The organism is Pseudoalteromonas sp. K222D (assembly GCF_017653575.1).
Classification (GTDB): domain Bacteria; phylum Pseudomonadota; class Gammaproteobacteria; order Enterobacterales; family Alteromonadaceae; genus Pseudoalteromonas; species Pseudoalteromonas nigrifaciens.
In genome coordinates this window covers 72,640-99,172 of the sequence record NZ_JAGGDL010000004.1, presented here as the reverse complement: position 1 = coordinate 99,172, position 26,533 = coordinate 72,640, and the positions used below count along the sequence as shown (strand labels likewise).

General features: G+C 40.8%; 31 protein-coding genes and 1 riboswitch. Of the genes, 15 read left to right on the top strand and 16 right to left on the bottom strand.

All coding sequences use genetic code 11. The annotated features are described in order from the left end of the window. Window positions 1–12: 12 nt before the first annotated feature. Window positions 13–154, top strand: a riboswitch (cobalamin riboswitch). A 78-nt stretch (window positions 155–232) separates the two neighbouring features. From J5X91_RS03955 to ung, 6 genes are read left to right on the top strand one after another with little or no spacing between them, the layout of a single operon-like run. Beyond that, window positions 233–1,045 carry an ABC transporter ATP-binding protein gene (locus tag J5X91_RS03955; protein ID WP_208834102.1) on the top strand — a complete coding sequence of 271 codons (813 nt, stop codon included), beginning with the start codon at window positions 233–235 and terminating at the stop codon, window positions 1,043–1,045. A gap of 1 nt (window position 1,046) precedes the next feature. Next, on the top strand, window positions 1,047–2,048 hold the full coding sequence (locus J5X91_RS03950) for an iron ABC transporter permease (protein ID WP_011329213.1): 1,002 nt from the start codon (window positions 1,047–1,049) through the stop codon (window positions 2,046–2,048). Between the two features lie 9 nt (window positions 2,049–2,057). After that, entirely contained in the window at window positions 2,058–3,548 is a 1,491-nt protein-coding gene (locus J5X91_RS03945; protein ID WP_179806965.1) for a cobyric acid synthase, read from the top strand. After that, window positions 3,532–4,131, top strand: coding sequence for a cob(I)yrinic acid a,c-diamide adenosyltransferase (cobO, locus tag J5X91_RS03940; protein ID WP_182683923.1), 600 nt, complete (start codon window positions 3,532–3,534; stop codon window positions 4,129–4,131). The genes J5X91_RS03945 and cobO overlap by 17 nt, the downstream gene beginning before the upstream one ends. Next, complete coding sequence (locus tag J5X91_RS03935; protein WP_208834101.1) at window positions 4,131–5,006, top strand: cobalamin-binding protein; 876 nt, start codon at window positions 4,131–4,133, stop codon at window positions 5,004–5,006. Before cobO ends, J5X91_RS03935 begins: the two co-directional genes overlap by 1 nt. Next, window positions 5,003–5,665, top strand: a complete 663-nt coding sequence (gene ung / locus J5X91_RS03930) for a uracil-DNA glycosylase (protein WP_208834100.1) — start codon at window positions 5,003–5,005, stop codon at window positions 5,663–5,665. Before J5X91_RS03935 ends, ung begins: the two co-directional genes overlap by 4 nt. 57 nt (window positions 5,666–5,722) lie before the next feature. Here ung and J5X91_RS03925 read toward each other — a convergent pair whose 3' ends face one another. Beyond that, complete coding sequence (locus tag J5X91_RS03925; protein ID WP_011329208.1) at window positions 5,723–5,902, bottom strand: DUF3545 family protein; 180 nt, start codon at window positions 5,900–5,902, stop codon at window positions 5,723–5,725. Between the two features lie 270 nt (window positions 5,903–6,172). Next, window positions 6,173–7,123, bottom strand: a complete 951-nt coding sequence (tal, locus tag J5X91_RS03920) for a transaldolase (RefSeq protein WP_089368743.1) — start codon at window positions 7,121–7,123, stop codon at window positions 6,173–6,175. Window positions 7,124–7,354: 231 nt separating this feature from the next. Between tal and yaaA the strand changes: the two genes are divergently transcribed. Both yaaA and J5X91_RS03910 read left to right on the top strand, forming a co-directional pair. Further along, entirely contained in the window at window positions 7,355–8,134 is a 780-nt protein-coding gene (gene yaaA / locus J5X91_RS03915) for a peroxide stress protein YaaA (RefSeq protein ID WP_208834099.1), read from the top strand. Window positions 8,135–8,266: 132 nt separating this feature from the next. Beyond that, on the top strand, window positions 8,267–9,223 hold the full coding sequence (locus J5X91_RS03910) for a mechanosensitive ion channel family protein (protein ID WP_208834098.1): 957 nt from the start codon (window positions 8,267–8,269) through the stop codon (window positions 9,221–9,223). Window positions 9,224–9,310: 87 nt separating this feature from the next. Here the strand turns inward: J5X91_RS03910 and mgtE are convergent, their stop codons facing one another. The 12 genes from mgtE to J5X91_RS03850 all read right to left on the bottom strand — a co-directional run bounded on the left by mgtE (window position 9,311) and on the right by J5X91_RS03850 (window position 18,646). Next, the gene (gene mgtE / locus J5X91_RS03905) at window positions 9,311–10,669 is read right to left on the bottom strand and encodes a magnesium transporter (RefSeq protein ID WP_011329204.1); all 1,359 of its coding nucleotides are present in this window, start codon (window positions 10,667–10,669) and stop codon (window positions 9,311–9,313) included. Between the two features lie 147 nt (window positions 10,670–10,816). Beyond that, window positions 10,817–11,089 (bottom strand): HPr family phosphocarrier protein, encoded by a 273-nt coding sequence (locus J5X91_RS03900; protein WP_011329203.1) that lies wholly within the window; start codon window positions 11,087–11,089, stop codon window positions 10,817–10,819. A gap of 43 nt (window positions 11,090–11,132) precedes the next feature. Next, complete coding sequence (gene rapZ / locus J5X91_RS03895) at window positions 11,133–11,978, bottom strand: RNase adapter RapZ (RefSeq protein WP_058374152.1); 846 nt, start codon at window positions 11,976–11,978, stop codon at window positions 11,133–11,135. A 21-nt stretch (window positions 11,979–11,999) separates the two neighbouring features. Further along, window positions 12,000–12,452 carry a PTS IIA-like nitrogen regulatory protein PtsN gene (ptsN, locus tag J5X91_RS03890; RefSeq protein WP_041454569.1) on the bottom strand — a complete coding sequence of 151 codons (453 nt, stop codon included), beginning with the start codon at window positions 12,450–12,452 and terminating at the stop codon, window positions 12,000–12,002. Window positions 12,453–12,456: 4 nt separating this feature from the next. Further along, window positions 12,457–12,744 (bottom strand): ribosome hibernation promoting factor, encoded by a 288-nt coding sequence (gene hpf, locus J5X91_RS03885; protein ID WP_011329200.1) that lies wholly within the window; start codon window positions 12,742–12,744, stop codon window positions 12,457–12,459. Window positions 12,745–12,770: 26 nt separating this feature from the next. Continuing rightward, a complete protein-coding gene (locus J5X91_RS03880) occupies window positions 12,771–14,264 on the bottom strand; it encodes an RNA polymerase factor sigma-54 (protein ID WP_208834097.1) in 1,494 nt (497 codons plus the stop codon). A gap of 69 nt (window positions 14,265–14,333) precedes the next feature. Then, window positions 14,334–15,059: an LPS export ABC transporter ATP-binding protein gene (gene lptB, locus J5X91_RS03875; protein WP_011329198.1), complete on the bottom strand. Its 726-nt coding sequence runs from the start codon at window positions 15,057–15,059 to the stop codon at window positions 14,334–14,336. Next, complete coding sequence (gene lptA, locus J5X91_RS03870) at window positions 15,056–15,601, bottom strand: lipopolysaccharide transport periplasmic protein LptA (RefSeq protein ID WP_208834096.1); 546 nt, start codon at window positions 15,599–15,601, stop codon at window positions 15,056–15,058. Before lptA ends, lptB begins: the two co-directional genes overlap by 4 nt. Further along, window positions 15,591–16,148 carry an LPS export ABC transporter periplasmic protein LptC gene (lptC, locus tag J5X91_RS03865; RefSeq protein ID WP_208834095.1) on the bottom strand — a complete coding sequence of 186 codons (558 nt, stop codon included), beginning with the start codon at window positions 16,146–16,148 and terminating at the stop codon, window positions 15,591–15,593. The genes lptA and lptC overlap by 11 nt, the downstream gene beginning before the upstream one ends. Then, window positions 16,145–16,696, bottom strand: coding sequence for a 3-deoxy-manno-octulosonate-8-phosphatase KdsC (gene kdsC, locus J5X91_RS03860; protein WP_011329195.1), 552 nt, complete (start codon window positions 16,694–16,696; stop codon window positions 16,145–16,147). The genes lptC and kdsC overlap by 4 nt, the downstream gene beginning before the upstream one ends. After that, window positions 16,697–17,668: a KpsF/GutQ family sugar-phosphate isomerase gene (locus J5X91_RS03855; protein ID WP_208834094.1), complete on the bottom strand. Its 972-nt coding sequence runs from the start codon at window positions 17,666–17,668 to the stop codon at window positions 16,697–16,699. A 9-nt stretch (window positions 17,669–17,677) separates the two neighbouring features. Next, the gene (locus J5X91_RS03850) at window positions 17,678–18,646 is read right to left on the bottom strand and encodes a calcium/sodium antiporter (protein ID WP_208834093.1); all 969 of its coding nucleotides are present in this window, start codon (window positions 18,644–18,646) and stop codon (window positions 17,678–17,680) included. 266 nt (window positions 18,647–18,912) lie between these two features. Here J5X91_RS03850 and J5X91_RS03845 point away from each other — a divergent pair, with 266 nt between their 5' ends. From J5X91_RS03845 to murA, 7 genes are read left to right on the top strand one after another with little or no spacing between them, the layout of a single operon-like run. Further along, complete coding sequence (locus J5X91_RS03845) at window positions 18,913–19,728, top strand: ATP-binding cassette domain-containing protein (protein ID WP_208834116.1); 816 nt, start codon at window positions 18,913–18,915, stop codon at window positions 19,726–19,728. Further along, window positions 19,728–20,507: a lipid asymmetry maintenance ABC transporter permease subunit MlaE gene (mlaE, locus tag J5X91_RS03840; protein ID WP_041454775.1), complete on the top strand. Its 780-nt coding sequence runs from the start codon at window positions 19,728–19,730 to the stop codon at window positions 20,505–20,507. Before J5X91_RS03845 ends, mlaE begins: the two co-directional genes overlap by 1 nt. A gap of 13 nt (window positions 20,508–20,520) precedes the next feature. After that, complete coding sequence (mlaD, locus tag J5X91_RS03835; RefSeq protein WP_011329190.1) at window positions 20,521–21,069, top strand: outer membrane lipid asymmetry maintenance protein MlaD; 549 nt, start codon at window positions 20,521–20,523, stop codon at window positions 21,067–21,069. Window positions 21,070–21,074: 5 nt separating this feature from the next. Then, window positions 21,075–21,755 (top strand): ABC transporter substrate-binding protein, encoded by a 681-nt coding sequence (locus J5X91_RS03830; RefSeq protein ID WP_208834092.1) that lies wholly within the window; start codon window positions 21,075–21,077, stop codon window positions 21,753–21,755. Continuing rightward, entirely contained in the window at window positions 21,748–22,041 is a 294-nt protein-coding gene (locus tag J5X91_RS03825; protein ID WP_208834091.1) for an STAS domain-containing protein, read from the top strand. The genes J5X91_RS03830 and J5X91_RS03825 overlap by 8 nt, the downstream gene beginning before the upstream one ends. 5 nt (window positions 22,042–22,046) lie before the next feature. Next, window positions 22,047–22,304: a BolA family protein gene (locus tag J5X91_RS03820; protein WP_208834090.1), complete on the top strand. Its 258-nt coding sequence runs from the start codon at window positions 22,047–22,049 to the stop codon at window positions 22,302–22,304. 13 nt (window positions 22,305–22,317) lie between these two features. After that, window positions 22,318–23,577, top strand: coding sequence for a UDP-N-acetylglucosamine 1-carboxyvinyltransferase (gene murA, locus J5X91_RS03815; protein WP_011329186.1), 1,260 nt, complete (start codon window positions 22,318–22,320; stop codon window positions 23,575–23,577). Window positions 23,578–23,640: 63 nt separating this feature from the next. Here the strand turns inward: murA and J5X91_RS03810 are convergent, their stop codons facing one another. After that, the gene (locus J5X91_RS03810; RefSeq protein WP_011329185.1) at window positions 23,641–24,723 is read right to left on the bottom strand and encodes a trypsin-like peptidase domain-containing protein; all 1,083 of its coding nucleotides are present in this window, start codon (window positions 24,721–24,723) and stop codon (window positions 23,641–23,643) included. A gap of 99 nt (window positions 24,724–24,822) precedes the next feature. Further along, window positions 24,823–26,175, bottom strand: coding sequence for a Do family serine endopeptidase (locus J5X91_RS03805; protein WP_086995406.1), 1,353 nt, complete (start codon window positions 26,173–26,175; stop codon window positions 24,823–24,825). Window positions 26,176–26,533: the final 358 nt, after the last annotated feature.

Below are 26,533 nucleotides of genomic sequence, written 5' to 3'. Positions count from 1 at the left end.
TTGTTAAGTGCGGTTTTTTTTGCTTTAAATTATTTACTTAGCCGCCCATAATAGAGTATTCATTTGGAATGAGGTGCAACTCCTCAACTGTTCCCGCAACTGTAATTAGCATAACGCTTTAAGTCAGATACAAATAAACTATTTTAACGAGCGGGTTTACTCATCTTCAAATTATGTACTAGCCATAGTTAGTTGCATTGTTAGTGAGCGCATTCCTGCCTAGGGCTAACTATTGCAAACTCAAACGCCATTAAATACACCATTGTTAAGCGTTAATCACGTGTCGTGGAATATTGGCAGTAAAACTATCCTCAACAATGTTAATTTGCAAATAAAGCAAGGTAAGTTCGTTGGCTTAATTGGCCCCAATGGCGCAGGTAAATCTAGTTTACTGCGGTGTTTGTATCGCTTTAATCAGCCCACTGCAGGGCAAATTAAATTTAATAATACCGATATTTGGCAGTTAAAAAGCCATGAATACGCAAAGCAGGTTGCGGTTGTTTTACAAGAAACCCCATCACAATTTAATTTAACTTTATTAGATGTGGTTGCACTTGGGTTAACCCCGCACAAAGCATTATTTAGCACCACCACAACAGCCGACACACAAAAAATAAACCAAGCTATAGCGCGAGTTGGCTTGCAGAATCATGCAAGCCAACGTTTTGAGTCGCTTTCGGGAGGAGAAAAACAACGTGCATTAATTGCTCGGGCTATGGTGCAGCAACCGCAACTATTAATTATGGATGAGCCAACCAGCCACTTAGATGTGAAGTATCAAATTCAGGTAATGGAGTTGGCTAAATCGCTTGGCGTTACTGTGTTTGCATCGTTTCATGATTTAAATTTAGCCGCTGCTATGTGCGATGAGCTGGTGGTTATAAATCACGGCGAAATTGTTAATACTGGCTCTCCCATCGATGTGCTTAGCGAGGACATGCTCAATGATGTATTTGGTGTATGTGCACAAGTAAGCCACCACCCGCAAATGTCTAAACTAGGTGGTGTTATTCCACATATTACTTACTTTTATGGGTATGAATAATATGCGCATGCTTAACAATCATTCAATAGCACTTTTAGTCACAGTACTAGCTGCATTATTTACGTTATTTACGGCGCTGAGTTATGGCGCTGCCGACACATCATTAACTGATGTATTTAAAAGTATTTTCACCTCAACAGAGGGCTCCTTTAACACTCGAATTATTGTTGAATTAAGAATGCCACGCACATTACTGGCATTTTTAGCTGGCAGTGGTTTAGCCATTGCCGGGCTTATTTTGCAAACCGTGACGCGTAATCCGTTAGCAGATCCTTATTTATTTGGGATATCGTCTGGGGCGTCTTTGGGGGTAGTTATACTCATGGCGTTTGTGGGCATTAGTGCGGGCTTTGCATTATCGGCAGCGGCATTGGCTGGCAGTTTAGTCGCTATGAGTTTACTTATATTGATTGCAGGGCGGCAGCAAAGTGGGCAAGTAGAGTCTATGCTGCTGGCAGGTGTGGCCTTGTCATTTTTATTTAGCGCATTTACCAGTTTATTACTTTACTGGAGCGATCCTCAGGCAGTTGCGGCTATTTTATTTTGGACGCTCGGCAGTTTTGCACGAGCGCAGTGGGCAACGCTGTGGTTACCTTTTGTGGTTATTGTATTGTGTACATTTACAATGCTTAGTTTTAGGCGCCAACTTAATGCCATGCTGCTCGGCGATGAAAGTGCTATAACACTGGGTGTGCGGGTACATCGCTTTAGAATATTGATGCTAGTTTTAAGTTCGCTGATAACGGCAGTGTTAGTGGCTATGTGTGGCGGAATTGGCTTTGTAGGATTAATGGTGCCGCATATAGTGCGCTTTTTTATCTCCCAAGGTAGCTTATCTGGCTTACTGGTAACGAGTTTGGTGGGCGGTACTTTTATGGTTTGGGTTGATGTGCTAGCGCGCACGTTATTAACTAATCAAGAGTTACCCGTTGGGGTTATTACTGCAGCTATTGGTAGCGTGTTTTTTTTAAGCTTATTGTATTTTCGTAAGCGCCAGGTATAGGGCTATAAAATGAAAACGTTAATGGTGCAAGGCACCACATCCGATGCGGGTAAAAGTACACTGGTTGCGGCGCTGTGTAGAGTATTTGCTAATAGAGGGCTAAATGTAGCGCCATTTAAGCCACAAAATATGGCATTAAATAGTGCAGTTACAGATGATGGTGGTGAAATAGGTCGTGCTCAAGCACTGCAAGCTATAGCGGCAAAGGTAGCCCCTGAAACTGACTTTAATCCCATATTACTTAAGCCAAATAGCGATACTGGCGCGCAGGTTATTATTCATGGTAAAGCCATAAGTAATATGGAAGCTGGGGCGTATCACGATTATAAAAAAGTAGCTATGGATGCAGTACTCACGTCGCATAACCGTTTAGCAAAACGTTTTGATTTATTGCTGGTGGAAGGGGCGGGCAGCCCAGCCGAAATAAACCTCAGAGCCAACGACATTGCTAATATGGGCTACGCCGAAGCCGTTGACTGCCCCGTAATTATAATTGCCGATATAGATAAAGGCGGTGTGTTTGCTCATTTAGTGGGTACTTTGGCATTGTTGAGTGAGTCGGAGCAAGCGCGGGTAAAAGGCTTTGTAATAAATCGTTTTAGAGGCGATATAAGCTTATTACAAAGTGGACTTGATTGGCTGGAACAGTACACAAGTAAACCGGTGTTAGGCGTATTGCCGTATTTACACGACCTTGCATTAGATGCTGAGGATGCAATTGCTATTGATAATACGCTAACTAATGCCAGCGTTAATATTGCCGTGCTGCTTGTGCCGCACATTAGCAACCATACTGACTTTGATGCACTGCGCTTACATCCCAATATAAATATTAATTATGTAGCGCATACACAAGCGATCCCCGATGTTGATTTGATCATTTTACCGGGGAGTAAAAACGTATTAAGTGATTTAGCCTTTTTAAAAAATGAAGGCTGGGATACACAAATAAAACGCCATTTACGTTATGGTGGTAAAGTGCTCGGTATTTGTGGTGGTATGCAAATGCTTGGCAATAGTATTAATGATCCCCTAGGTGTTGAGTCATCATTACAGCATATGCCGGGGCTAGCGTTAAGTGATTTTACCAGCACACTTACAGCACAAAAAATATTGAGTAATGTAACCGCGACTATGCAATTAAATAACCAGCAAACACTTTGTAGTGGCTACGAAATTCATGCAGGCATTAGCCAAGGTGAAGCACTTAATAAACCATTTTTAAGCTTTAATGAACACCCAAATGGCTTTACAGCCGATGGGTTTATTAGTGATGATAACGCCATAGCGGGTACTTATTTACATGGCTTATTTGATCAAGCGAGTGCCACATTGCAAATATTAAAGTGGCTCAAAGCCGATACAGTTATTAATCCGGTTAATATTAACCAGCACCGTGAGCAGCAACTAGAGCGTTTAGCTGCCATGTGTGAAACGCATTTAAATATTGCACACATTATTAAAATTTATGAAGGGCATAATCATGAGCGAACAAAGTAAAGATAAACATCAGCAACGCCAACAAAAATTAAAAGATCAAGTTGATGCACGAATAGCTGCAGCGCAACAAGAAAAAGGTATTTTTCAGGTTATAACCGGTAATGGCAAAGGTAAATCGACCTCGGGCTTTGGTGTGGTAGCACGTTGTGTTGGTCATGGAAAAAAAGCCGCTGTGTGTCAGTACATAAAAGGCACTTGGGAATGCGGAGAGCGTAACTTGTTACAGGGTGCGGGTGTGGAGTTTGTGGTAATGGGCACAGGCTTTACATGGAATACCCAAGACAAAGAGAGCGATACCGCAGCCGCGCAAGCTGCTTGGCAAGAATCAAAGCGACTGCTTAGCGATGCAAGCCTAGATGTAGTGCTGCTCGATGAGCTTACCTACATGGTAACCTATGGGTATATTGATGTAGATGAAGTGCTAGAGGCGATTGGCAACAGACCGCCAATGCAGTCGGTTATTATTACCGGCCGCGCAGCCCATCGTAAATTAATAGAACTGGCTGACACAGTAAGCGAAGTGCGTAATGTAAAACATGCATTTGATGCAGGTGTTAAAGCTCTGCAAGGTTTTGATTACTAATGTTTAAACAGCTTGTTGTTGGCCTATTGTTACTCTGTTTATCCCAGCATGCGCAGGCCAACAAGGTACAAATTGATAAAGTACAGCCAGCTAAAACACTGCGTATTGTGGCACTGGCCCCGCACATAGTAGAAAACCTGTATGCAATAGGCGCGGGAGATAATATTGTTGGCACAGTTGATTACGCCGACTACCCTGCAGCGGCAAAAGGTATTACCCGTATTGGCGGTTACTATGGTATTTCAATCGAAAAGCTTTTAGTCCTTAAGCCTGATATAGTAATTGCTTGGAAAAGTGGTAATCAAAGCGATGATTTAGCACAAATAGAGCGCTTAGGTATTAAGCTTTATTTAACTGATCCAACGACAATTACAGGTATTGCCGATGAGTTGCTTATGCTAGGAAAACTTACCGGTAACATTAAACAAAGCGAGCAAGTGGTAAAAGCATTTAATGCTAAACTTGCAGCCATTAAAGCCAAGCAACAGGGTAAAAGTAAACTCACTGGCTTTTATCAACTCTGGTCTGAGCCGATGATGACAGTGTCGAAAAGTACCGGAATAAGTGAGTTAATAGCCACTTGCCAAGTAACCAATGTATTTGCAAATAGCCGCACCGACTATCCACAAATAAGCATAGAAAATGTGATTGTGGCTAAGCCGCAAATTATAATTATTCCGGATGAAAAATCAGCAACACCGCAACCTACTATTAATTGGCAGCAATGGCCAGAAATACCCGCAGTAAAAAATAAGCAGTTTTTATCTGTAAATGCCGACTTACTACATCGTTTTTCAGCGCGTATGCTAGATGGGCTGGCCGATATGTGTGATAAAATAGACGTATCACGTCAACAAATAAAGAGCATACAATGAGCGATTGGACTGCATTTTTAAAGCAAGAATTACAGCAAGCATATATGCAGCAAACACTCGACTACGTTGCTAAGCGCCGCAGTGAAGGTGTTGCTGTTTATCCTCCAAAAGATCAAGTGTTTAGCGCATTTACTGCAACACCGCTTAGTGATATACGCGTTGTTATTTTAGGGCAAGATCCTTACCACGGTGAAGGCCAAGCGCATGGTTTGTGTTTTTCAGTATTACCTGAGGTTAAAAAGCTGCCACCTTCGCTTAAAAATATTTATAAAGAGCTGGCTAGCGATATAAACGATTTTGTTATTCCTACCCATGGTTACTTGCAAAGCTGGGCAGAGCAGGGAGTGTTTTTACTCAATACAGTACTTACGGTAGAGCAAGGCCAAGCCCATTCGCATAAACACTTAGGGTGGGAGCAATTTACCGATAAGGTTATTGCGCATATAAACACCCATTGTGAAGGAGTAATATTTATTTTGTGGGGGGCTCATGCACAAAAAAAAGGTAAGGGAATTGATAGCGCACGCCAGCATATTTTAGCAGGGCCGCACCCATCGCCACTGTCTGCTCATCGAGGTTTTTTTGGTTGTAGGCATTTTTCAGACACGAATGCGTTATTACAATCTCAAGGTAAAACGCCGATTAATTGGCAAGTATAATTTTAACTTTTAAAACCAAAGGCCCGCACAGTAATGCGGGCCTTTTTAGTTAGTCGTTTAAAAGTCGAGCTCATTAACGGCTATGCTGTCTGTAAAGTAGTCCAACTCCTGTAGTTCTTTGCGTAAACGATACTTTTCTTGTATTGCTTCGATTTCGCGCCATCTTCTTTTTTTATTTTTTTGAGAAGCTTCCTTTTTTGTTTCAGGACCTTCTATTATATTGCTTAGGCTATCCATGAATATCTCCTTTAGACTGCATTTGATACCAGTCTTATTAAAAACATAAGCTATAACGGCTCACTAATTTAACGCAATAGGTATTAACTTCGCGAATACCTATACCATAGGCCTAGCTAAAATAGAATATAAAAGTGACATTTATGTTACTAAAGTGTGATTTGTTGATGAAGCTTTGCTTTATGATGGGTTTATAAGTTTTTTGCATATAAATTACAGGCATAAAAAAACGTCGCAACTGCGACGTTTTTATACAAGCGTTTGAGCCAATTACATGGCTTTAAAGCGTGCTTCTAATTGCTCTTGAGCATCAGCAAAAGAGCGAATACCTTCAGCTAACTTTTCAGTCGCCATAGCATCTTGGTTATGCAACCAACGAAATTGAGCTTCGCTAAGCGGTGCCGGTTTTGGCTGCTGCGCAACATCTTTTGCTAGTAAGTATTCTGGTGCATCTTCAAGGTTACCCAACTCTTCTAAAAGATTAGGGCTAATAGTTAGCTTATCGCAACCAGTAAGGGCAATAATTTCGCCGGTATTACGAAAACTTGCACCCATAACTACCGTTTTGTAGTCGTGGCGTTTATAAAATTCAAAAATGCTGCGTACCGATTGTACCCCAGGATCTTGCAGTGGGTCGGTCGGTTTTTCCATACCGTTAGCAACGTGCCAATCTAAAATACGACCAACAAATGGCGAGATTAAAAATACGTTAGCATCGGCGCAAGCACGTGCTTGGGCATCACTAAACAATAAAGTAAGGTTACATTTAGTACCTTCTTTTTCTAGTTGTTCAGCGGCTTTAATGCCTTCCCAAGTAGAGGCTACTTTAATTAAGATTTTATCTTTGCTTACGCCTTCTTTTTCGTAAAGACTAAGTAGCGTGTGCGCTTTATCAATAGTTGCTTGGGTATCAAACGAAAGACGTGCATCTACCTCAGTAGAAATATAACCAGGTACAATAGCGCTAATTTCTTTACCTAATAATACCGCAAAGTAGTCGCATGCTAGCGCTAGTTGCTTAGCTGGATCTTGCTCGGTTTCTTTGGCGTAGCTCCATGCTTTATTTAAATAAGGCTTATAGGCTTCAATCTCGCTCGCTTTTAATAGCAATGACGGATTGGTCGTTGCGTCTTCTGGTTGATGCTTTTTAATTGCTTCAATATCACCCGTGTCGGCCACGATTGATGAATGTTGTTTTAGCCTTTGTAGCGCGTTAGTCATTTGCTTTCCTCATTCCAAGCAAGTTAAAAGAAAATCTAAACTACTTTAATATTACACCATACTGCAACAGCGAAGTAATGCTTGATAGGTCTTATGTCCTTATCAATATAAAAACGGTTATGTATGAATTATTAAGGTAGGATCAGTCTGTTTAATATTAAACAAAACGTGCTTTTCGTTTCATTTAATGTTGAAATTGACATTAAATAAATTACAAGTCAATAGCTAACTATGATCACTGTTATTTCACCTGCAAAAAATCTTGATTACACCACGCCACCTGCAACCGATAAGTTCACTCAACCGGAATTACTTGAGCACAGCGAAGCACTGATGCAAGTATGCCGTGAACTAACCCCTGTGCAAATTGGCAGCCTGATGAAAATTAGCGATAAGCTCTCAGGGCTTAACGCTGCTCGCTTTAGTGAGTGGGCACAGCCATTTACCACAGAAAACGCTAAACAAGCGGTACTGGCCTTTAATGGCGATGTATATGGTGGTTTAGATGCTAGCACGCTAACGGCTAATCAGCTTGATTACGCACAAAGCCACCTACGCATATTATCGGGCTTATATGGGCTTTTAAAGCCGCTTGATTTAATGCAAGCGTATCGCCTTGAAATGGGCACCAAGCTTGAAAACAGTCGTGGTAAAAACCTGTATGAGTTTTGGGGCAGTGTAATTGCCAATAAACTTAACGAGGTATTAAAAGCCGAGGACGCCCAATACTTAGTTAACCTTGCTTCAAACGAGTACTTTAAAGCGGTTGATAAAAAAGCCCTTAATGCACAAATAATTACTCCACACTTTAAAGACTGTAAAAATGGTCAATATAAAGTAATTAGTTTTTACGCTAAAAAAGCACGAGGCATGATGGCGCGTTACCTCATCGAAAATAAAGTAACTCAGCTAAGCCAGCTTAAAGAGTTTACAGTAGCGGGTTATTACTTTAGCGCCGAAGCAAGTGTGAAAGAGCTTGAGCCAGTATTTTTACGCGATGAACAAAGCTAAAACTTAAACCTTTACCTAATCTATAAAAGCCATGCACAGCATGGCTTTTTTAATACTGGCGCTATACTTGCAATTGATATGCGAATTCAAGATTGATTCTAATCACATTATAAATCAATAGGTGCAAGTTACATGTTTAGTATTCCCTCAATTAGCGACGCCGAAAAACTTATCGAAGAAAAGCTCGGAGGGTGGTTTGATGTCGTTATAAGCCATATTCCTAATTTTATTGTGGCAGTTATTATTGTCATTCTATTTTCTATGCTGGCTCGCTTTGCCGGTAACTTAATGAAAAATTTATTACGCCGCTCCCTCGATTCAAAACAGATAGCTGATTTAATGGCTTCTATATTTAAAGTGCTGATATTAAGTGTAGGAGTGTTTATAGCACTGGATTTTATGGGCTTAAAAGGCACGGTAACGTCATTACTAGCTGGTGCCGGTATTGTTGGTTTAGCGATTGGTTTTGCATTTCAAGATATGACCGAAAACTTAATAGCAGGTATTGCTATGGGTATTCGTAAGCCATTTAAACCAGGTGATGTAATAAAAACTGATGATGTGTTTGGCTCTGTGCATTCAATAAACCTGCGTAATACACTAATAGAGAGCTTTTATGGGCAGCAAATACTAGTGCCTAATAAAATACTATTTAGAAATGTATTGCGAAACTACAGCACGCTAGGCATTAGACGCATAGAAGTGCCGGTAAGAATTTCATTAACAGAAGACATAGAAAAAGCCGCAAACGTTATTGTGGATAAAATTAATCAATTTGAGTTTGTAATACGCCAAGATGAAACGGCCGTATACGCAGAGAGTTTTGGCGACAGTAGTATTAATTTATTATTGTGGTTTTGGATTAAATACCCTGGTGAGCCAGACTTTATGACAGTACGCCACAAAGGTGTTGTGGCAGTACAGCAAGCACTAAATGAGGCTGATATTCGTATTCCATTCCCAATACGTAGTTTAGATTTTGGGGTTAAAGGTGGCGAAAACCTCGATGCAATAATAAGTAATAAAGTAAATACACAATCGTCAAAGCAAGAAGGAGCCGATGGCTCTACAATCAATAAAGAAGACTAGATAACCTGAACGCTGGTTAAATTATATTGCGTAAAAGTTACTTTTAACCAGCGCGCATTTACACAGTAATGTGCGCTGGTTTATTTATTAAACCAGCAACCAAGTTGCGGTGCCTAAAAAGGCAAATATACCTACTATATCGGTTACTGTAGTGAGTATTACACTGCCAGCAAGTGCAGGGTCTATTTTCATACGTTTAAGTATTATAGGAATACACGCACCCGCCACACCCGCAACAACTAAGTTCATAAACATTGCAAACGCCAGTACCGCGCCAAGCATTAAGTCCCATTGCCATAGGGCTATAACACTGGCAATTAAAACAGCCCATAAAATACCGTTTAATGCACCAATGGCTAGCTCTTTTATCATTACAAAACGTTGGTTAGTTTGGTTAATATGGCCCACTGCTATACCACGAATAACCAAGGTTAATGACTGGCTACCGGCCACCCCACCCATTGAGGGGACAATGCCGTTAAGCACGGCTAAAATAGGCAGTATTGCTAAAGTGCCTTCAAAAAAGCTGGCAACAAAAGCGGCTGCCAGAGCCGTTAATAAGTTAACACCTAGCCAAACAGAGCGTTTTTTTGAGCTTTTTAAAACCGGTGCAAAGGTATCTTCTTCATCATCAAGACCCGCTAAACCTAATAAGTGATGCTCTGCGTCTTCACGAATTACATCAACAATGTCATCGATAGTAACACGGCCAAGTAGCTGGGCGTTGTCGTCAACTACTGGGGCTGATATCCAGTTATGACGTTCAAATAACTGCGCCACTTCGCTTTCATCCATCGAAATAGGAATAGACTCACAGTCTTCATCCATTAGGTCGTGAACAATTTTTTCGGGCGAATTGGTTAGTAAGGTACTTAACGATAAAGCGCCTAAAAAACAGTTATGCTTATCGACAACGTAAAGGTCGTCGGTACCCTCAGGGAGTTCGCCGCGCAGACGAATGTAACGCAGTACCACATCTAGGGTTACATCAGGGCGAATGGTTACTGTATCTGTGTTCATCAGCGCGCCAGCAGAGCGTTCCTGATAGGAGAGTGCTTGCGTAGCACGTTCTCTATCTTGAATGTCCATGGCGCTAACCACGTCTTTATAAACCGTGTCAGGCAGGCTTCGCAGTACTTCACCTAAGTCATCGTGGCCCATGTCTTCAGTGGCAGCAGCAATGTGCTTAGGTTCCATTTGGGCAATAATGCCTAAACGTACATCTTCAGAGAGTTCTTCAAGAACATCACCTTGTACATCTGGATCAACTAATTGCCAGAGCAGGCGACGAACTTTGTGCGGTGATGATTCTAGTAAAAGGGCGGTATCACAAGGAGCTGTTTTTGCCAGCATGCGCCTAACTTGAACAAACTGACCACTATTGAGTGACTTGGTCACTTGTTGTAATTGTTGTAGTGGGTAGTCTTGTTCGAAAGTTTCGGGCATTGGCGTCCTTAATTTACTTTTATAACGTTAGGGAAGAAGTTAATCATTAACTTCGTTCAGTTTATCTTACTTTTTTTAGCCAAACTAGCTTAAGGTTTTACTAAGCCTATATTTTAGCTCGATAACTTGGTTTAAATAAAGTGTCTGCTATTCTTGTTCGTTAAAGCGCTGTGCTATTAATTGGCCAACGGCATGTAATGCATGCTCAGCATCGGGTCCTTCGCACACTACTTTTACTTCTTTACCTTGGCTGCTTTCAAGTAGCATTAAAGCCAGTACGCTATCGCCAGCGGCTTCTTTTTCATCCTGAAATAAGGTAATAGATGCGTCAAATTGTACCGCTAATTGTGCTAATACGGTAGCGGCTCTAGCATGCAGACCAAGTTTATTTTTTATTAAAAACGTATTTTCTAAGCGCATAAGATACTCTACTTAAGCTGAACAGATGATTGTTTAAATTGAATTATTTTTCTTGCTCGCGATGGCGAATTTTTACATTAGGGTGAGACATAGCAAAGCTTTCACCAATTGTTTGCGCTAAATAAACTGAGCGATGCTGACCACCGGTACAGCCAATAGCAATCGTTAAGTAACTACGGTTATTACGCTCTAGGTGTGGTAACCACGTCTGTACAAAGGTTTGAATTTGCCAAGTGAACTTTTGCACAATACTATGACTAGCTAAATAATCTTTAACGGGTTGATCTAACCCAGTTAAGGGCTTTAGCTCAGGTTCCCAGTGTGGGTTTGGTAAAAAACGCGCATCAAAAACATAATCAGCACCTTTGGGAATACCATGCTTAAAGCCAAACGACTCAAAGGTAATGATAAGCTGTTTGTCTTTTTTACCGAGTATGGTTTCACGCATAGATTCAGCAAGTTGATGCACACTTAAATCGGTTGTATCAATGACATGATCAGCCCGCGTTACGAGTACATCGAGTAATTCTTTTTCTTTTTGTATTGCTAAATCTAGCGGTAGCGAATCAATCGAAAGCGGGTGCAAACGACGCGTTTCTGAATAACGGCGGATTAATGTTTGATCGTCACTATCTAAATAAAATAACGTTGGTTTAGCAAAGTCGGGCAAGTACTCAAGAATATCGTTAAATTGCTGCTGATCTTTAGGCAGGTTACGCACATCTATACTAACGGCTATTTTATCGTAGTTATCAGAGACACTGCGCACTAATGAAGGCAGTAAATTTACCGGAATATTATCTACACAATAGTAACCTAAATCTTCTACAACACGTAAAGCAACCGATTTACCAGAACCCGATCGGCCACTTATAATAATTAATTCCATTTACCACCCCTTTATTAGTAACTAGGATTGATCCAAAATAACTTGGTATAATGCTTCATCAGACTTTGCCGCACGCAATTGCTTACAAAACTCTTTATCGTTTAGTTTATCAGCTATTGTGGCTAGTGTTTTCAAGTGCTGCTGGTTATCGCCATCGGGCACTATAAGTGCAACAAAAATATCAACTGGACGATTATCAATTGCATCAAAATTAATAGCGGTTTCGCTTATTAAAATTAAGGCAAGAGGTTCCTGCGCCCCGCTCATACGGCCATGTGGAATTGCTATTCCTCGGCCAATACCGGTACTGCCTAGCTTTTCTCTTGCCAATAAAGCAGTGAGAATATCTTGCTGGGGTAAATACGGCATTTTTTTATGCGCGAGTTCACTGATGAATTCTAAAATTCTTTTTTTACTATTAAAAAGGACCACAGCTTTGCTGCAGTCCTGGCATATAAGTGAGCTTAATTTCATAGTGTTAGTGTCGAGCAAACTTCTCTTTGTGTTTAATTACTTGACGATCGAGTTTGTCAATCAACGAGTCAATGGCAGCGTACATATCTTGGTGTTCGGTCGATGCAAATAGCTCAGCGCCACTTACAAAAATTGTTGCTTCAGCTTTTTGACTTAATTTTTCTACATCGAGAATAACATGCACATTAGTTATGTGATCTGAGTGTCTTTGCAGCTTTGCAAATTTATTATTTACATAGTCTCTTAATGAGTCTGTAATGTCTACATGACGACCAGTTAAGTTTAGTTGCATCAGCATTTTCCTCTTTGTTGTACGTCTTAAATCAAGCTTTTACGTTGATTCGACGGGGGAATAGCCAGAGATTCGCGATATTTTGCAATTGTCCGTCTAGCTACTTTAATTCCTTGCTCAGCCAATATATCTGCAATCTTGCTATCACTCAATGGTTTGGCTAAGTTTTCTGCAGCTATCAACTTTTTAATCAAGGCACGTATAGCAGTTGATGAACATTCGCCACCATTTTCGGTGCTTACATGGCTTGAAAAAAAGTACTTAAGCTCAAAAATGCCACGTGGAGTGTGCATGAATTTTTGTGTAGTGACCCGTGAAATAGTCGACTCGTGCATTTCAACTATTTCGGCAACATCGTTTAAAACCATAGGTTTCATGGCTTCTGGGCCATGTTCAAAAAACGCTTGTTGTTGCTTAACAATACAATTAGTTACTTTTAGGAGTGTTTCGTTTCTACTTTCTAGGCTTTTAATAAACCATTTAGCTTCTTGTAAGTGCGAGCGAATAAATTGGCTGTCACCACTGGACTTTACCGTACGAGACATAGCAGCATATTGGCTGTTAACACGTATTTTTGGCATGCTATCTGGGTTTAGCTCTACCACCCAGCGGCCTTTTATTTTTTTAACAGATACGTCAGGTATAACGTATTCAGATTCTTCTCTGACAATAGTATCCGCAGGCTTAGGATTAAGCGTATGAATAAGTGTCATTATTTCTTTAAGCTCTTCTTCTTTGAGCTTAGTTTTTTTCATTAACGTACGATAGTCGCGAGCAGCGAGTAAATCGATATGATCAGTTAACACCATTTTTGTTTCGTTAATATAAGGGGTGTCTTTATCAAATTGGTTTAATTGAATACATAAGCATTCTTGTAAGCTGCGAGCTGCAATACCAACAGGATCAAATAATTGAATGCGCTTTAGCACTGCTTCTATTTCATCTAGTTCTACTTCGTGTTCGTCATCACTTTCTTGATTAAAGCTTGCTAAAAGGTCTTCGCAACTGATAGTTAAAATACCAGAGTCATCTACGGCTTCAACAATAGCTATGGCAATAGCTTCGTCTATAGGACTAAAAGGAGTGAGCTGTAATTGCCACATTAAGTACTCATGCAGAGTTTCGGCTGATGCACCTTGATAAATAGATTCATCTTCAGGCATTGGCCCCGATGAAGAGGCAGGCGCTGCGCTCATATATTCATCCCATGATACATCCATGGCCATATCGTCGCTTATGGTGTCTTTGTTTAGTGCTTCACCGCTATCTTGCTCATACTCGCTCGGGGTGTCATCGGCAGAGGCACTAACAGTAATATCATCTGCTTTTTGCTCGTTTTTACCAGCTGATTCTTCCGTGTAATCTTGCTCATCAACTTCTAGTAGCGGGTTGCTATCAAGTGCTTCTTGTATTTCTTGCTGGAGATCCAAGGTACTAAGCTGCAATAAGCGAATAGCCTGTTGCAGTTGCGGAGTCATTGTAAGTTGCTGGCCCATGCGCAGCTGTAATGATTGCCTCATTTATCTCTAACAATCCTTATAAATTGATATGATTAATCTTAGCAGATGCTTATAGTAATAACATAAATATTACAGTTTGAACTGCTCGCCTAAATAAACATCACGTACTGTTTTATCGTTTAATACAAATTCAGGAGTACCAGATGCAATTAGCTCACCATGAGAAACAATGTAGGCTTTTTCGCAAACATCAAGGGTTTCCCTTACATTGTGGTCGGTAATTAGCACGCCAATACCACGGTTTTTAAGGTGTTCTATAATTTTTTTAATATCGAGTACTGAAATAGGATCCACGCCAGCAAAGGGCTCATCAAGTAATATAAATTTAGGATCTGCAGCTAAAGCACGTGCTATTTCTACGCGGCGGCGTTCACCACCAGATAACGCCATGCCTAAGCTGTCGCGAATATGTTGCAGGCTAAATTCGTCCAGCAAGCTATTTAGGGTTTCTTCTCTGGCTTGTTTGTTTAGTTGCTTACGCGTTTCTAAAATAGCCATTAAATTTTGATACACAGTGAGCTTTCTAAAAATAGACGATTCTTGTGGTAAATAACCAATACCTAAACGAGCACGGCTGTGCATAGGAAGTAGGGTAATATCGTTATCATCAATTAATATTTTGCCTTTGTCACTAGGAACTAAGCCTACAATCATGTAAAAGGTTGTGGTTTTACCAGCACCATTTGGACCAAGTAAACCAACAATGCTCCCTGCTTTTACTTCAAGGCCTACATTTTTAACAACTTCACGGCCTTTATAGCTTTTTGCTAATAGCTCTGCTTTTAATGTACTCATGGCTGACCTTTATTGAGTTTTTGTTCTTTTTTTACGTCTATAGGCACTAAAATAGTGTGCACCCGATCAGTTGAGTTTTCATCTTTTTCAGCACTTATAAGCTGTTGCTCTATATCGTAGGTGATACTTTTAGCCGTAATTTTTTGCCCAGCTTGAGAAATGTTTGCATCTCCTACTAGGGTTAAAAAACGTTTCGCTACATCGTAACGTACTTCGTTAGCGCTGGCGCTCATGACAGTGCCATCTGCTTGCTTTTCTTCAAAATATGCAGGGCTGCCTGTGGCAATTAATAGTTGTTTATTATCGCCAAGTTCGTCGCGCTTATGTACTTCTAAACGATCGGCGGTGATACGACGATTACCGTGGATAATCTCTACGTTTTTTTCAAAAATACCAACATTTTCTTTTAGTTGACCTTCTTGTCGGTCAGCACTAATAGAAATTTGATTAGCTAGTGGGGAAGTACTTTGCTCTGCCGCATTACTATTAAATGCAAGTATAAGCGATGGAATAATAAGTATTTTTGCAAGGTTATTGGTCATAATATAGTGTTCGCGTATGGTTAATTAGTTTTATCACCTCGGTTGTTAAATTGGCTTCAAGGCCTTTACCGGTGATCTTTAAATTCGGTCCAGTTATAATAACGGGTTGTTCGCTGTGCATAGTGAGTAGCTTTATATCTACTTGAATATTGTCGGCGGTGATTTTGTCTATCATTGCACCATCAATTAAGTTTTGGGCAGTTACATTACCCTCTAAAATTAATTGTCTTTCATCGTAAAGTGTTGCTTCATCAGCATTTATACGCCACGTTTTTTGTCTGTCGTCGTACAATATAAAAGTAGGTTTTTCGAATAAGGTAAATCCTAGCTGCTCGTAAAGCTCCGTTTTAACCGCAGTTACTTTATGGCTAATTTCACCGTTTTCGTCAAAAGCTGTTTGTTTTAGCTCAATGGCGGTGTAATCGGGTTTAGCTATCACTTCTGCGTCGGCTTTAACAACCGTATTTATCTGAGTAAAATAAGGGTACCAAAGCCAAACCATACAGCTGATGAATAAAACGCTTAAGACTATGCGCGCTATATTCATGAACTAGTGCCTTGGCTGGTTAATGGTTTATTGTTTTCAAGCATAAGTAAGTCGGTCAGCTCTCTTACTGCACCAAAACCACCCGGCATTTGCGTAGTGTAATGTGCTAAGCGTTTAATTAGTGGGTGCGCATCGTTTACTGCGACTGCAAAGCCAACTAACTCCATAACAGGCATATCTGGGCCGTCATCACCAATATAAGCAATTTGCTCATCGCTTAAATTAAGCTTGTTTTTAAGCTCTTGGTAGGCAATAAGCTTGTTTTCTTGACCTTGATAAATATGCTGTACGGTTAAGCTGGTCATGCGTTGTTGTACTATTTGCGAGTGCCTGCCGGTAATAACCGCTACTTCAAAGCCGCTGTTAATAAGTGCTTTAATACCAAAGCCATCTTTTGTATTAAATGCTTTTAGCTCTTCACCTTGGTTGCCTAGGTAAATTCGGCCATCAGAAAATACGCCATCAATATCGCATATAAGTAGCTTTACTTTTTTTGCGCGCGCTTTAGCGTCATCACTTAGCGCTTGATAGAGCTCTTCAAATTGCATTTATAATACTCCCGCTTTAAGTAGGTCTTGCATATTGAGTGCACCAATAGGCTGATTATGCTCATTAATAATAATTAAGCCATTAATACGTTTATGTTCCATAATATTAAGCGCTTGCGCAGCAAGCATATCTTGGGTTGCCGTGGTACACGATTTAGTCATTACTGCATCTATTAGTGTGGTATGAATATCAACGCGTTGCTCTAAAATACGACGTAAGTCACCATCGGTAAATAACCCGGCAAGTTGCTGATTATCGTCAACTATGGCGGTCATACCTAAGCCTTTAGCTGTCATTTCAATCAGCGCATCTTTAATGGTTTGCGAAGTAGTTATAATAGGCGTATTTACACCGCAGTGCATAACATCTTTTAAGGTGAGCAGTAATCGCTTCCCTAAACTGCCACCGGGATGTGACAGTGCAAAATCATCGGCAGTAAACCCGCGCGCTTCTAACAGTGCTACTGCCATTGCATCGCCCATTGCGAGTGTGGCAGTGGTACTTGCTGTTGGTGCTAAGCCTAATGAGCAGGCTTCTTTTTCTACTTTAATGCATACATGCACGTTAGCAAGTGTTGCCATGGTTGATTGCGTATTTCCTGTCATGGAAATAATTTTTGCACCAAGGCGTTTTAACACTGGAATAATATTAAGTACTTCACTGGTTTCGCCAGAGTTAGAAATAAGCATAACGACATCGTTTTTAGTGATCATGCCCAAGTCGCCGTGGCTGGCTTCGCCAGGGTGCACAAAAAATGCAGGGCTGCCAGTACTTGCTAAAGTTGCCGCAATTTTATGGCCAATATGCCCCGACTTACCCATACCAATAATTATAATACGGCCGCTGCAGTCATACATAAGCTGACATGCCTGATGAAAATTATCATCTACATATTGTTTTATATCAAAAAGTGCTTGGCGCTCGATATCAAGAACGCGTAGTCCTTGCTCGATAAAACTTAGCTTGGTCATAGACAACTCTTACCCTATTTGACTAAAAATGTAACCTTGGTAAATCAAAAATGCGCTTAGCAGTAAACCACCTTCTACTCTATTGATACGCTGAGCGCCTCTAAAGTTCAATGACATAACAATAAGTGCCAAGGTTGCTGCAATCATAATCAGTACATCACGATTAGCAATAGAAGGGTCGATTACCGATGGGTTGATAATACCGGCAAGTGGTAACACGGCTAAAATATTAAAAATATTTGAGCCCACAATATTACCCAGCGCTAGGTCATCTTCATTTTTAAGTACACCTGCAACAGACGCTGCTAGTTCTGGTAAACTGGTGCCAATAGCAATAATAGTTAAGCCAATTACTAAGTCACTTAAGCCAAAGAATTTTGCAATATCGACAGCTGAGCCAACTAAAAAATGAGAACTAACAGGAAGTAATATCAAGCCTACAATTAGCCAAAAAACAGCCTTTTTAGTGGGAACGTTGTCGGGTACTTCATCGCAGGCTTCGTTTACAAATGGATCATTATTATTTTTAGCTCTTAGGGAAATAATAATAAGTCCAAAAATAAATACAATAAAACCAATAAGTAAGGCAATTGATTCTGGATATGAAAAATAGTTATCTGAAAAAATATACCAAGTAGCTAACGAAATAATTAATACCAGAGGTATTTCACGTTTTAGGGTACTTGATGAAACAGACAGCGGGCGCAATAAAGCGGTAATACCCAGTACTAATAAAATATTGGTTATGTTTGAGCCAACGACATTGCCTATGGCTGTATCGGTTTTGCCTGCTAAAGCGGCAGAAGCCGAAACCATCATTTCAGGTGCAGATGAACCCATTGCAACAACGGTTAACCCGACAATTAAAGTAGGCACGCCAAAGTTTTTCGCCAGTGCCGCGGCGCCGTAAACAAACTTGTCTGCGCTCCAAACTAAACCAACAAGACCAAAAATTAAAATAATAAATGAGGTAACCATTGTATTGAACCAGTTATTGAAAATATATATTGCGCGAATAGTAACAAAAGCCAATCTGAAAGTATAAATAAAACAGTGGCGAAGATGGCGGTTAATCACTTATTTTATAAATATTTAGGGTATGCTATGCAAAGGTTTAAGCCAAGGTTAAGGTGGTTTGAGCGAGCCTTATAGCTGTTTTGGCAATCACATTACAAAATCTTACGAATTGTTTTTTCCATCTTGGTCGAAAAAGCCTTAAAATAGGAATACGAGTGAATATTGTTATGGAGAGCGACTTGTCGCAATCAATAGTAGAAGTCAAGGATGTTTGCTTTTCAAGGGGCGATAGAATCATATATAAAAATATGAGTTTTAGTGTTCCTAAAGGTAAAATCACTGCCATTATGGGGCCAAGCGGCATTGGTAAAACTACCATGCTACGTTTAATTGGCGGTCAGCTAAAGCCTGACTCGGGTGATATTTTATTTGAAGGCAATAGCATTCCAAAAATGTCACGTAAAGTACTATATGAAGCACGTACCAAAATGAGTATGCTGTTTCAAAGTGGTGCATTATTTACTGACATGTCGGTATTCGATAATATTGCTTTTCCGATTCGAGAGCACACTAAGCTAAGTGAAGACCTTATTCGCTTAGTGGTATTAATGAAGTTACAAGCTGTAGGTTTACGAGGCGCTAAGGATTTAATGCCGTCGGAGTTGTCAGGTGGTATGGCTCGCCGTGCAGCTTTAGCCCGCTCTATAGCACTTGACCCTGAATTAATTATGTATGATGAGCCATTTGCAGGCCAAGACCCTATTTCTATGGGAGTACTGGTAAAGCTTATAAAGTCACTCAATGAAGTGCTTGGTTTATCGTCTTTAATTGTGACCCATGATGTTAACGAAGTCATGAGCATTGCCGATCACGTTATAATAATTGCCGATCAAGGTGTTATTGGTTGTGGATCGCCAGAACAAATGCGTCAACATGAATCTCCTTTGGTACAGCAGTTTTTAAAAGGCTTATCGGATGGTCCTGTGCCATTTCATTTCCCGGCACAAACATATGCAGATGAGTTGCTTGGAGAGAATAAATGATGTTGAATTTTCTGCAAAAAATAGGGCATAAAACACTAGGTCGTTTTGCAGCGCTGGGGCGCTCAGCGAATATGTTATTTGGTGCACTTGTGCACATACCTAATTTTAAAAAAGGCACCCCCTTACTCATTCGCCAGCTTTATATGGTGGGCTCACAATCGTTGCTCATTATTGTGGTGTCGGGGTTGTTTATTGGCATGGTATTAGCGCTGCAAGGCTATACAGTGCTGGTTGGTTATGGTGCTGAAGATAGCTTAGGTCCTTTAGTTGCACTGAGTTTACTTAGAGAGCTAGGCCCTGTGGTTACTGCATTGCTATTTGCTGGGCGGGCGGGCAGTGCGCTCACCGCTGAAATTGGCTTAATGAAAGCAACCGAGCAATTGTCATCACTCGAAATGATGGCCATTGATCCATTGAAACGTATAATTGCACCGCGTTTTTGGGCTGGTTTAATAAGTATGCCGTTGTTAGCATTAATATTTTCGGCAGTGGCTATTATTGGTGCCCATTTAGTCGGCGTTGATTGGCTAGGCGTTGATACCGGAAGCTTTTGGTCAATTATGCAATCACAAGTTTCGTTTCAGCAAGACATACTCAATGGCATAATTAAAAGCGTTGTATTTGCTATTGTAGTGACCTGGATCGCCCTTTATAAAGGATATGATTGTGTACCAACTTCTGAGGGGATCAGTAAAGCAACCACAGAAACCGTGGTGCACTCATCTTTAGCAGTGTTAGGGTTTGACTTTCTTTTGACAGCGGTAATGTTTACCAACTAGTAGGGTATAGATAATGAATTCACGGAAATTAGAGATTTTAGTTGGTTTTTTTGTCGCATTAGGCATTTTAGCATTTGCTATGCTTGCGCTTAAAGTGGCCAACACTGGTATTAGTGGCTCAGGTGACACATACACACTTAATGCTAAATTTGAAAACATAGGATCATTAAAACCCCGTGCACCCATTAAAGTGGGCGGTGTGGTTATTGGCCGGGTAGAATCTATTTATGTTCATCCGCAAGAATTTTTACCAGTTGTTAATATGACCATTGATGCACAGTATTTATGTCGTTTTTCAGATACTAGCTCAATCTCTATTTTAACCTCAGGCATTTTAGGTGAGCAGTACTTAGGGATTAACCCTGTTATCGCACCAGAATCTGCAGAGCAGCGTTGTTTAGGTTTAACTGTGGTACATAACGAACAAGATCAAGCAATTGATGATTTATTTGGCGTAGAAAGTAAAGCGCTAGGTGACGGCGGATCTATTACCGACACTAAGTCTGCCTTAGTGCTAGAAGAGTTAATTGGGCAGTTTTTATTCAACCAAGGTAGTGAGTAATTATTATGTTGAAAAAGTTTTTAGTTATTGCAGCGCTTAGTACCCTAACGTTTGCACAGGTAGTTAAAGCTGCCGATGTTAAGTTAACAGATCCTAACAAAATGGTACGCCAAGTGGCAGATAATACCTTTGAGCGGATCACAAAAGATCAGCCATTAATTATTAAAAATAATGAGCATTTACGTGTCATTGTTGAAGAAGAATTAATGCCCTACATTGACTACAAATATGCGGCACTGCGAGTATTAGGCAGCGAAGTATCAAAAGTGCGTGCAATAACCGATGGGGCTGAAAAAGCGCGCGCAATTAAAGATATTCAGCGCTTTATTGTGGTATTTAGAGAGTACCTAGTAGCAACGTACGCAGGTGTTTTTACCCAATACACCAACCAACAAGTTGAGTTTGGCGCACCACAACCTTTTAAAGGTAAAGATGTGGTGGTAGTAAAAACCAAGATAATTGAAGCGGGTAAACCCGATATTAAAATTGACTTTAAAGTACGTGAAGACAGAAGTGGTGAATGGCGTGCTTACGATATGATTGCAGAAGGTATTAGCTTACTAGATGCAAAGCAAAGCGAGCTACAAGGCATATTACGTCAACAAGGTATTGACCATGTAAGTAATCTTTTAGAGCAAAAGAGCCAACTGCCAGTACAGTTTCGAGGCAGCGACACCAATGACTAAGTTGGTGATAAGCCAAGTTGATGAGCAACATTTTCGAGTTAGTGGTGAGCTTACTCGAAGTTCAATTGGCGATGAAAAGCACCTGGGCAGCCAGGCAATAACCAAGCATAAAATCTGCTACTTTGATCTTAGTGACGTATCTAGGGTTGACACAGCAGGCTTAGCTTGGTTAATTCACACTTTTGCGCAGTACAAGCAACAAGGCATTCGCCTTGAGTTGCAAAATCTACCTGAACAATTGCAAAATTTAATGCAATTGGGTCAAGTTACAACCCTATTTGAGTGAGAGTTATGGAAACTAGCCAAGTCGAAATATTATTACGCGATGAACTTCAATTAGCAGAAGTACATGTTAAAGCCAATGGTAGCCATTATGAAGTAATAGCTGTTGGCGAATGCTTTGACGGTTTAAGCCGAGTGAAAAAGCAACAGCTAGTTTATGGACCATTAATGAATACTATTTCAGATGGCACCATTCACGCAGTATCAATTCGCGCTTTTACTCCTACAGAGTGGAAACGCGAGCAAAAATTTATTTTACCGCAATAAAAAAGGCCCCTACATGGATCAATTTGTAATTCAAGGTGGCACTTCGCTTGCGGGTGAAGTTACTATCTCTGGCGCTAAAAATGCGGCACTTCCTATTTTATTTGCTGCACTATTAGCCGATGGTAAAAGTACGTTTACTAATGTACCGCGCTTGCGTGACATAGTTACCACCGAAGCGTTATTAAAAACCTTAGGTGCGAGTGTTAATTGGCAAGGCGACACGCTTGTGATTGACGGCGCAACAGTGGATAAAACACTTGCTCCGTATGATCTAGTTAAGCAAATGCGTGCATCGGTACTGACACTTGGGCCTTTAGTGGCGCGTTTTGGTGAAGCACAAGTGTCACTCCCTGGTGGCTGCGCTATTGGAGCTCGACCTGTGGATATTCATATTCAAGGTTTAGAGCGCATGGGCGCACAAATCAACGTAGAAAACGGTTATATTAATGCCAAAGTAAATGGTCGCTTAAAAGGCGCTGAAATCTTTATGGAGATGGTTAGCGTTGGGGCTACTGAAAACCTATTGATGGCCGCGACCTTAGCCGATGGCAAAACTGTGCTTGAAAATGCAGCTTGTGAGCCAGAAATAACAGACTTGGCTAATTGCTTAATTGCTATGGGCGCTAAAATTACGGGTGCGGGTACAAACCGTATTGAAATTGAAGGCGTTGAGCGCTTAGCGGGTTGTGAGCACCGTATTTTACCAGATCGTATAGAAACAGGTACTTTTTTAGTTGCTGCTGCTATGGCCGGTGGCGAAGTGCTGTGTAAGATGACCGATTTTCATTCACTTGAGCCGGTAATTGAAAAGCTACGTGCAACCAATGCATTGTTAGAAGTACATGACAACAGCATTTATTTAGATATGCGCGGCAGAGAATTAAAAGCCGTTAATATTAAAACAGCTCCGCATCCTGGTTTTCCTACCGATATGCAGGCGCAGTTTACCGCATTAAATGTAGTGGCTAATGGTAGTGCCACCATTACCGAAACTATTTTTGAAAACCGCTTTATGCATGTACCTGAGCTACAACGTATGGGCGCAAATATTCGCTTAGAAGGCAACACAGCTATTTGTGGTGATACAAAAACTCTTAGCGGTGCCCAAGTTATGGCAACCGACCTACGTGCTTCAGCCAGTTTAATTTTAACCGGCATAGTGGCGCAAGGTGAAACGATAGTTGATCGTATTTATCATGTTGATAGAGGTTATGAGCGCATTGAAGATAAGCTCAGCGCGTTAGGTGCTAATATTAAACGTAGAAGTAGTTAAATAACTATTTAGTTAAGGTATTTTTAAAGGCCGGATAAGCTAATTTGCTATCCGGCCTTTTTATTAAAGCTTAGTTTCAAGCTCTGCAACCGTCACCATTATTTTTTCTATTTTACCATTGCGGTACAGCTCAAATTCTATTTCTTTACCGGGTTCGGTATTGCCTATTTTTTCTAACACTTTTTGTGGGTTTGCTACCGAAAGTCCTGCTATTTCAATTACAATATCTTGCTCTTCAATACCGGCCTGCCAAGCTGGGCCTAGTGGATCTAAGTTAGTAATACGCATACCTGCCACGGGCGTTAGGCTGTCGTTTACTTCTTTGCCTGTGCTATCTACAGCTGTCCCCTCAAACCCTAAGTAGCCACGAACCACTCGGCCATGGCGAATTAGTTTTGCCATAACCTCTTTTACTAAAGAGTAAGGAACCGCAAAAAATATTCCCTGTATGTTTAAGTTTTCGCGAGTTTTAAATTGCGCAGAAGTAATACCGACTAAATCACCATTGGAATTAACTAATGCACCGCCCGAATTGCCTACATTAATGGCTGCGTCCATTTGCAATAAATTATTATAAGGACTGTCGGTGATTTTTTGTTTGCCGGTGGCGCTAATAATGCCTTGGGTAATGGTTTGCCCTAAATTTAAAGGGTTACCAATGGCCAGTACAATGTCGCCAACACTTGATGAGTAGTCATCGTTAACAGGAATAACAGGTAAGTGATCGGCATTAATTTTTAAGAGCGCAAGGTCAGTAATAGTATCAAAACCAATAAGCTGTACATCAAAAAAGCGTCGGCCATCGGTTAATATAACCAGTATTTGGTCGGCATTATTAATCACATGATAATTGGTAAGAATATAGCCATCTTGCGACATGATCACGCCCGAACCTAGTTCTTGTACGGTGTTTTGTCGTTTATAGCGTGGTTCTTTAGAAATACTTTCTGAAAAAACGGTGACTACCGAAGGAGCCGCACGCTTAACCGCATCTGAAAAGCTTAAATGGTTGCTACTCATAGCACTGGGCAGTGGCACATTAGGCAGCAATGCAGTGCGCATATTAGGACTAAAAAAAACCACTAAAAAAGCAATACCTAGGCCTGCAAATAGAGGAGGGAGTATAAATTTTAAGATTTTTAGCACAAGATTCTTATTGTTAGTGAGCAATCTCTTTATGATGGCCAAAAAAAATAACAGCGGCAAGTGCCGCTGTTACTTTTATTGCATTTTAACGGTTATAAATTATTGAATGAGTACAAATATAGACTCACGACCGCGTTTTACCCCTAATACAATGTTGCCTTTGATGTTTTCAATGATCTGGTTCATATCATTTATGCTTTCTACGCGCTGGCGATTTACTTGCACAATAATATCACCTTCTTCAAGACCAACACGCGCTGCAGGAGAGCGCGGATCAACCGTACTAACTTCAATACCCTTAGCGTTATTTTTCTTAACGTTTTCTAATGTGGCACCTTGAAATGCAGGGTGTAATTCTTCGCCTGTTGCGGTAATACCAGATGCGCCATCTAGGGTTACTTTAACGGTTTTTATCTTACCATCGCGGTAAATACCTAATTTAACGTCTCGGCCTTCACCTAGGGTTGCTATTTTACTGCGTAATTCATGAAAGCCGCTAATATCACTACCATTAATGCTAATAATAACATCGCCTGCTTGTATGCCCGCTTTGCTGGCTGCAGTGTTATCCATTACTTGCATAACATACGCGCCCTGTTTTACGTCAAGCTGCTGTGCTTTGGCAAGCCCAGCATCGAGAGGGCGACCTGATATTCCTAGCGAGCCACGGCGAACTTCACCGTGTTCAATAATTTGATCAACTAAGTTTTTCATCATATTAGAAGGAATAGCAAAGCCAATACCTACGTTACCGCCAGATGCGCCTAAAATTGCGGTGTTAATTCCAATTAGCTCGCCATTTAAATTAACTAATGCACCACCAGAGTTACCTTGGTTAATAGCGGCATCGGTTTGAATGAAATCTTCGTAACCTTCAATATTTAAGCCACTGCGACCAAGTGCGCTTACTATGCCAGATGTAACCGTATGGCTTAAACCAAATGGGTTACCAATGGCAACAGCAAAGTCGCCCACCCGTAAATTATCAGAGTTAGCTAGCTTTACTGCGGTTAAATCATCTGCATCTATTTGTAATAAGGCGATATCAGACTCTTTATCAGTGCCAATTTTGGTTGCCTCAAACTCTCGGCCGTCTTCAAGGGTGACTATCATTTTTTCGGCGTCTTGGATCACATGGTTGTTAGTGACCACATAACCTTTCTTAGCATCAATAATAACCCCTGAGCCTAACCCGCTAAATTGACGTTTTTGACTGCGAGGTTGTGGGTTACCAAAAAAGAACTCCAGCGGATCGGCGCGGCGACGTATTTCTTTTGAGCCCGACACCTGGATACTGACAACACCAGGGGTTATTTGCTCTAACATAGGCGCAAGTGTTGGTAATTGTTGGCCATTTACTGCAATCGGCATTTTTGCGTAAGACGTAACCGGGCTCAATAATAGGCTAGTAGACAAAATAGCTGCGCTGATAAGTGATAATTTCATTTTCATAGTCAGGGTTTACTCCACTTAGGATAAGCGAAAACAAAAAGGGCTACTTTAAAAGCAGCCCTTTTCGGTTTATTTAGGGCCTGTTGACCTTTCAGGATTGTAATTTGTTCTATCTAGAGGGGGTTTAATCGCGGCGCGAGATTTGTAACCTAGTGGGCTAAGTAAAAACCGAGCAACAATGAGTAAATTCCCCCTAGGACGAACCCAAGGGCAGCGCATGTTTGTTATTTATGCTGCGTTATCGCCTGTTTATGTGAAATAACCACATGGCACAGGCTCTGCCTTGCCTAAAAATCAAACATACTGCTGCAAATTCAACCTCGAAAGAAAAACAGGCCCTTTAAAACAACAAAGCTGT

Coding starts and splice junctions, on each gene's coding strand:
- J5X91_RS03950 (WP_011329213.1), top strand. CDS start 1,047: ATGCGCATGCTTAACAATCATTCAATAGCACTTTTAGTCACAGTACTA.
- J5X91_RS03945 (WP_179806965.1), top strand. CDS start 2,058: ATGAAAACGTTAATGGTGCAAGGCACCACATCCGATGCGGGTAAAAGT.
- cobO (WP_182683923.1), top strand. CDS start 3,532: ATGAGCGAACAAAGTAAAGATAAACATCAGCAACGCCAACAAAAATTA.
- J5X91_RS03935 (WP_208834101.1), top strand. CDS start 4,131: ATGTTTAAACAGCTTGTTGTTGGCCTATTGTTACTCTGTTTATCCCAG.
- ung (WP_208834100.1), top strand. CDS start 5,003: ATGAGCGATTGGACTGCATTTTTAAAGCAAGAATTACAGCAAGCATAT.
- J5X91_RS03925 (WP_011329208.1), bottom strand. CDS start 5,902: ATGGATAGCCTAAGCAATATAATAGAAGGTCCTGAAACAAAAAAGGAA.
- tal (WP_089368743.1), bottom strand. CDS start 7,123: ATGACTAACGCGCTACAAAGGCTAAAACAACATTCATCAATCGTGGCC.
- yaaA (WP_208834099.1), top strand. CDS start 7,355: ATGATCACTGTTATTTCACCTGCAAAAAATCTTGATTACACCACGCCA.
- J5X91_RS03910 (WP_208834098.1), top strand. CDS start 8,267: ATGTTTAGTATTCCCTCAATTAGCGACGCCGAAAAACTTATCGAAGAA.
- mgtE (WP_011329204.1), bottom strand. CDS start 10,669: ATGCCCGAAACTTTCGAACAAGACTACCCACTACAACAATTACAACAA.
- J5X91_RS03900 (WP_011329203.1), bottom strand. CDS start 11,089: ATGCGCTTAGAAAATACGTTTTTAATAAAAAATAAACTTGGTCTGCAT.
- rapZ (WP_058374152.1), bottom strand. CDS start 11,978: ATGGAATTAATTATTATAAGTGGCCGATCGGGTTCTGGTAAATCGGTT.
- ptsN (WP_041454569.1), bottom strand. CDS start 12,452: ATGAAATTAAGCTCACTTATATGCCAGGACTGCAGCAAAGCTGTGGTC.
- hpf (WP_011329200.1), bottom strand. CDS start 12,744: ATGCAACTAAACTTAACTGGTCGTCATGTAGACATTACAGACTCATTA.
- J5X91_RS03880 (WP_208834097.1), bottom strand. CDS start 14,264: ATGAGGCAATCATTACAGCTGCGCATGGGCCAGCAACTTACAATGACT.
- lptB (WP_011329198.1), bottom strand. CDS start 15,059: ATGAGTACATTAAAAGCAGAGCTATTAGCAAAAAGCTATAAAGGCCGT.
- lptA (WP_208834096.1), bottom strand. CDS start 15,601: ATGACCAATAACCTTGCAAAAATACTTATTATTCCATCGCTTATACTT.
- lptC (WP_208834095.1), bottom strand. CDS start 16,148: ATGAATATAGCGCGCATAGTCTTAAGCGTTTTATTCATCAGCTGTATG.
- kdsC (WP_011329195.1), bottom strand. CDS start 16,696: ATGCAATTTGAAGAGCTCTATCAAGCGCTAAGTGATGACGCTAAAGCG.
- J5X91_RS03855 (WP_208834094.1), bottom strand. CDS start 17,668: ATGACCAAGCTAAGTTTTATCGAGCAAGGACTACGCGTTCTTGATATC.
- J5X91_RS03850 (WP_208834093.1), bottom strand. CDS start 18,646: ATGGTTACCTCATTTATTATTTTAATTTTTGGTCTTGTTGGTTTAGTT.
- J5X91_RS03845 (WP_208834116.1), top strand. CDS start 18,913: ATGGAGAGCGACTTGTCGCAATCAATAGTAGAAGTCAAGGATGTTTGC.
- mlaE (WP_041454775.1), top strand. CDS start 19,728: ATGTTGAATTTTCTGCAAAAAATAGGGCATAAAACACTAGGTCGTTTT.
- mlaD (WP_011329190.1), top strand. CDS start 20,521: ATGAATTCACGGAAATTAGAGATTTTAGTTGGTTTTTTTGTCGCATTA.
- J5X91_RS03830 (WP_208834092.1), top strand. CDS start 21,075: ATGTTGAAAAAGTTTTTAGTTATTGCAGCGCTTAGTACCCTAACGTTT.
- J5X91_RS03825 (WP_208834091.1), top strand. CDS start 21,748: ATGACTAAGTTGGTGATAAGCCAAGTTGATGAGCAACATTTTCGAGTT.
- J5X91_RS03820 (WP_208834090.1), top strand. CDS start 22,047: ATGGAAACTAGCCAAGTCGAAATATTATTACGCGATGAACTTCAATTA.
- murA (WP_011329186.1), top strand. CDS start 22,318: ATGGATCAATTTGTAATTCAAGGTGGCACTTCGCTTGCGGGTGAAGTT.
- J5X91_RS03805 (WP_086995406.1), bottom strand. CDS start 26,175: ATGAAAATGAAATTATCACTTATCAGCGCAGCTATTTTGTCTACTAGC.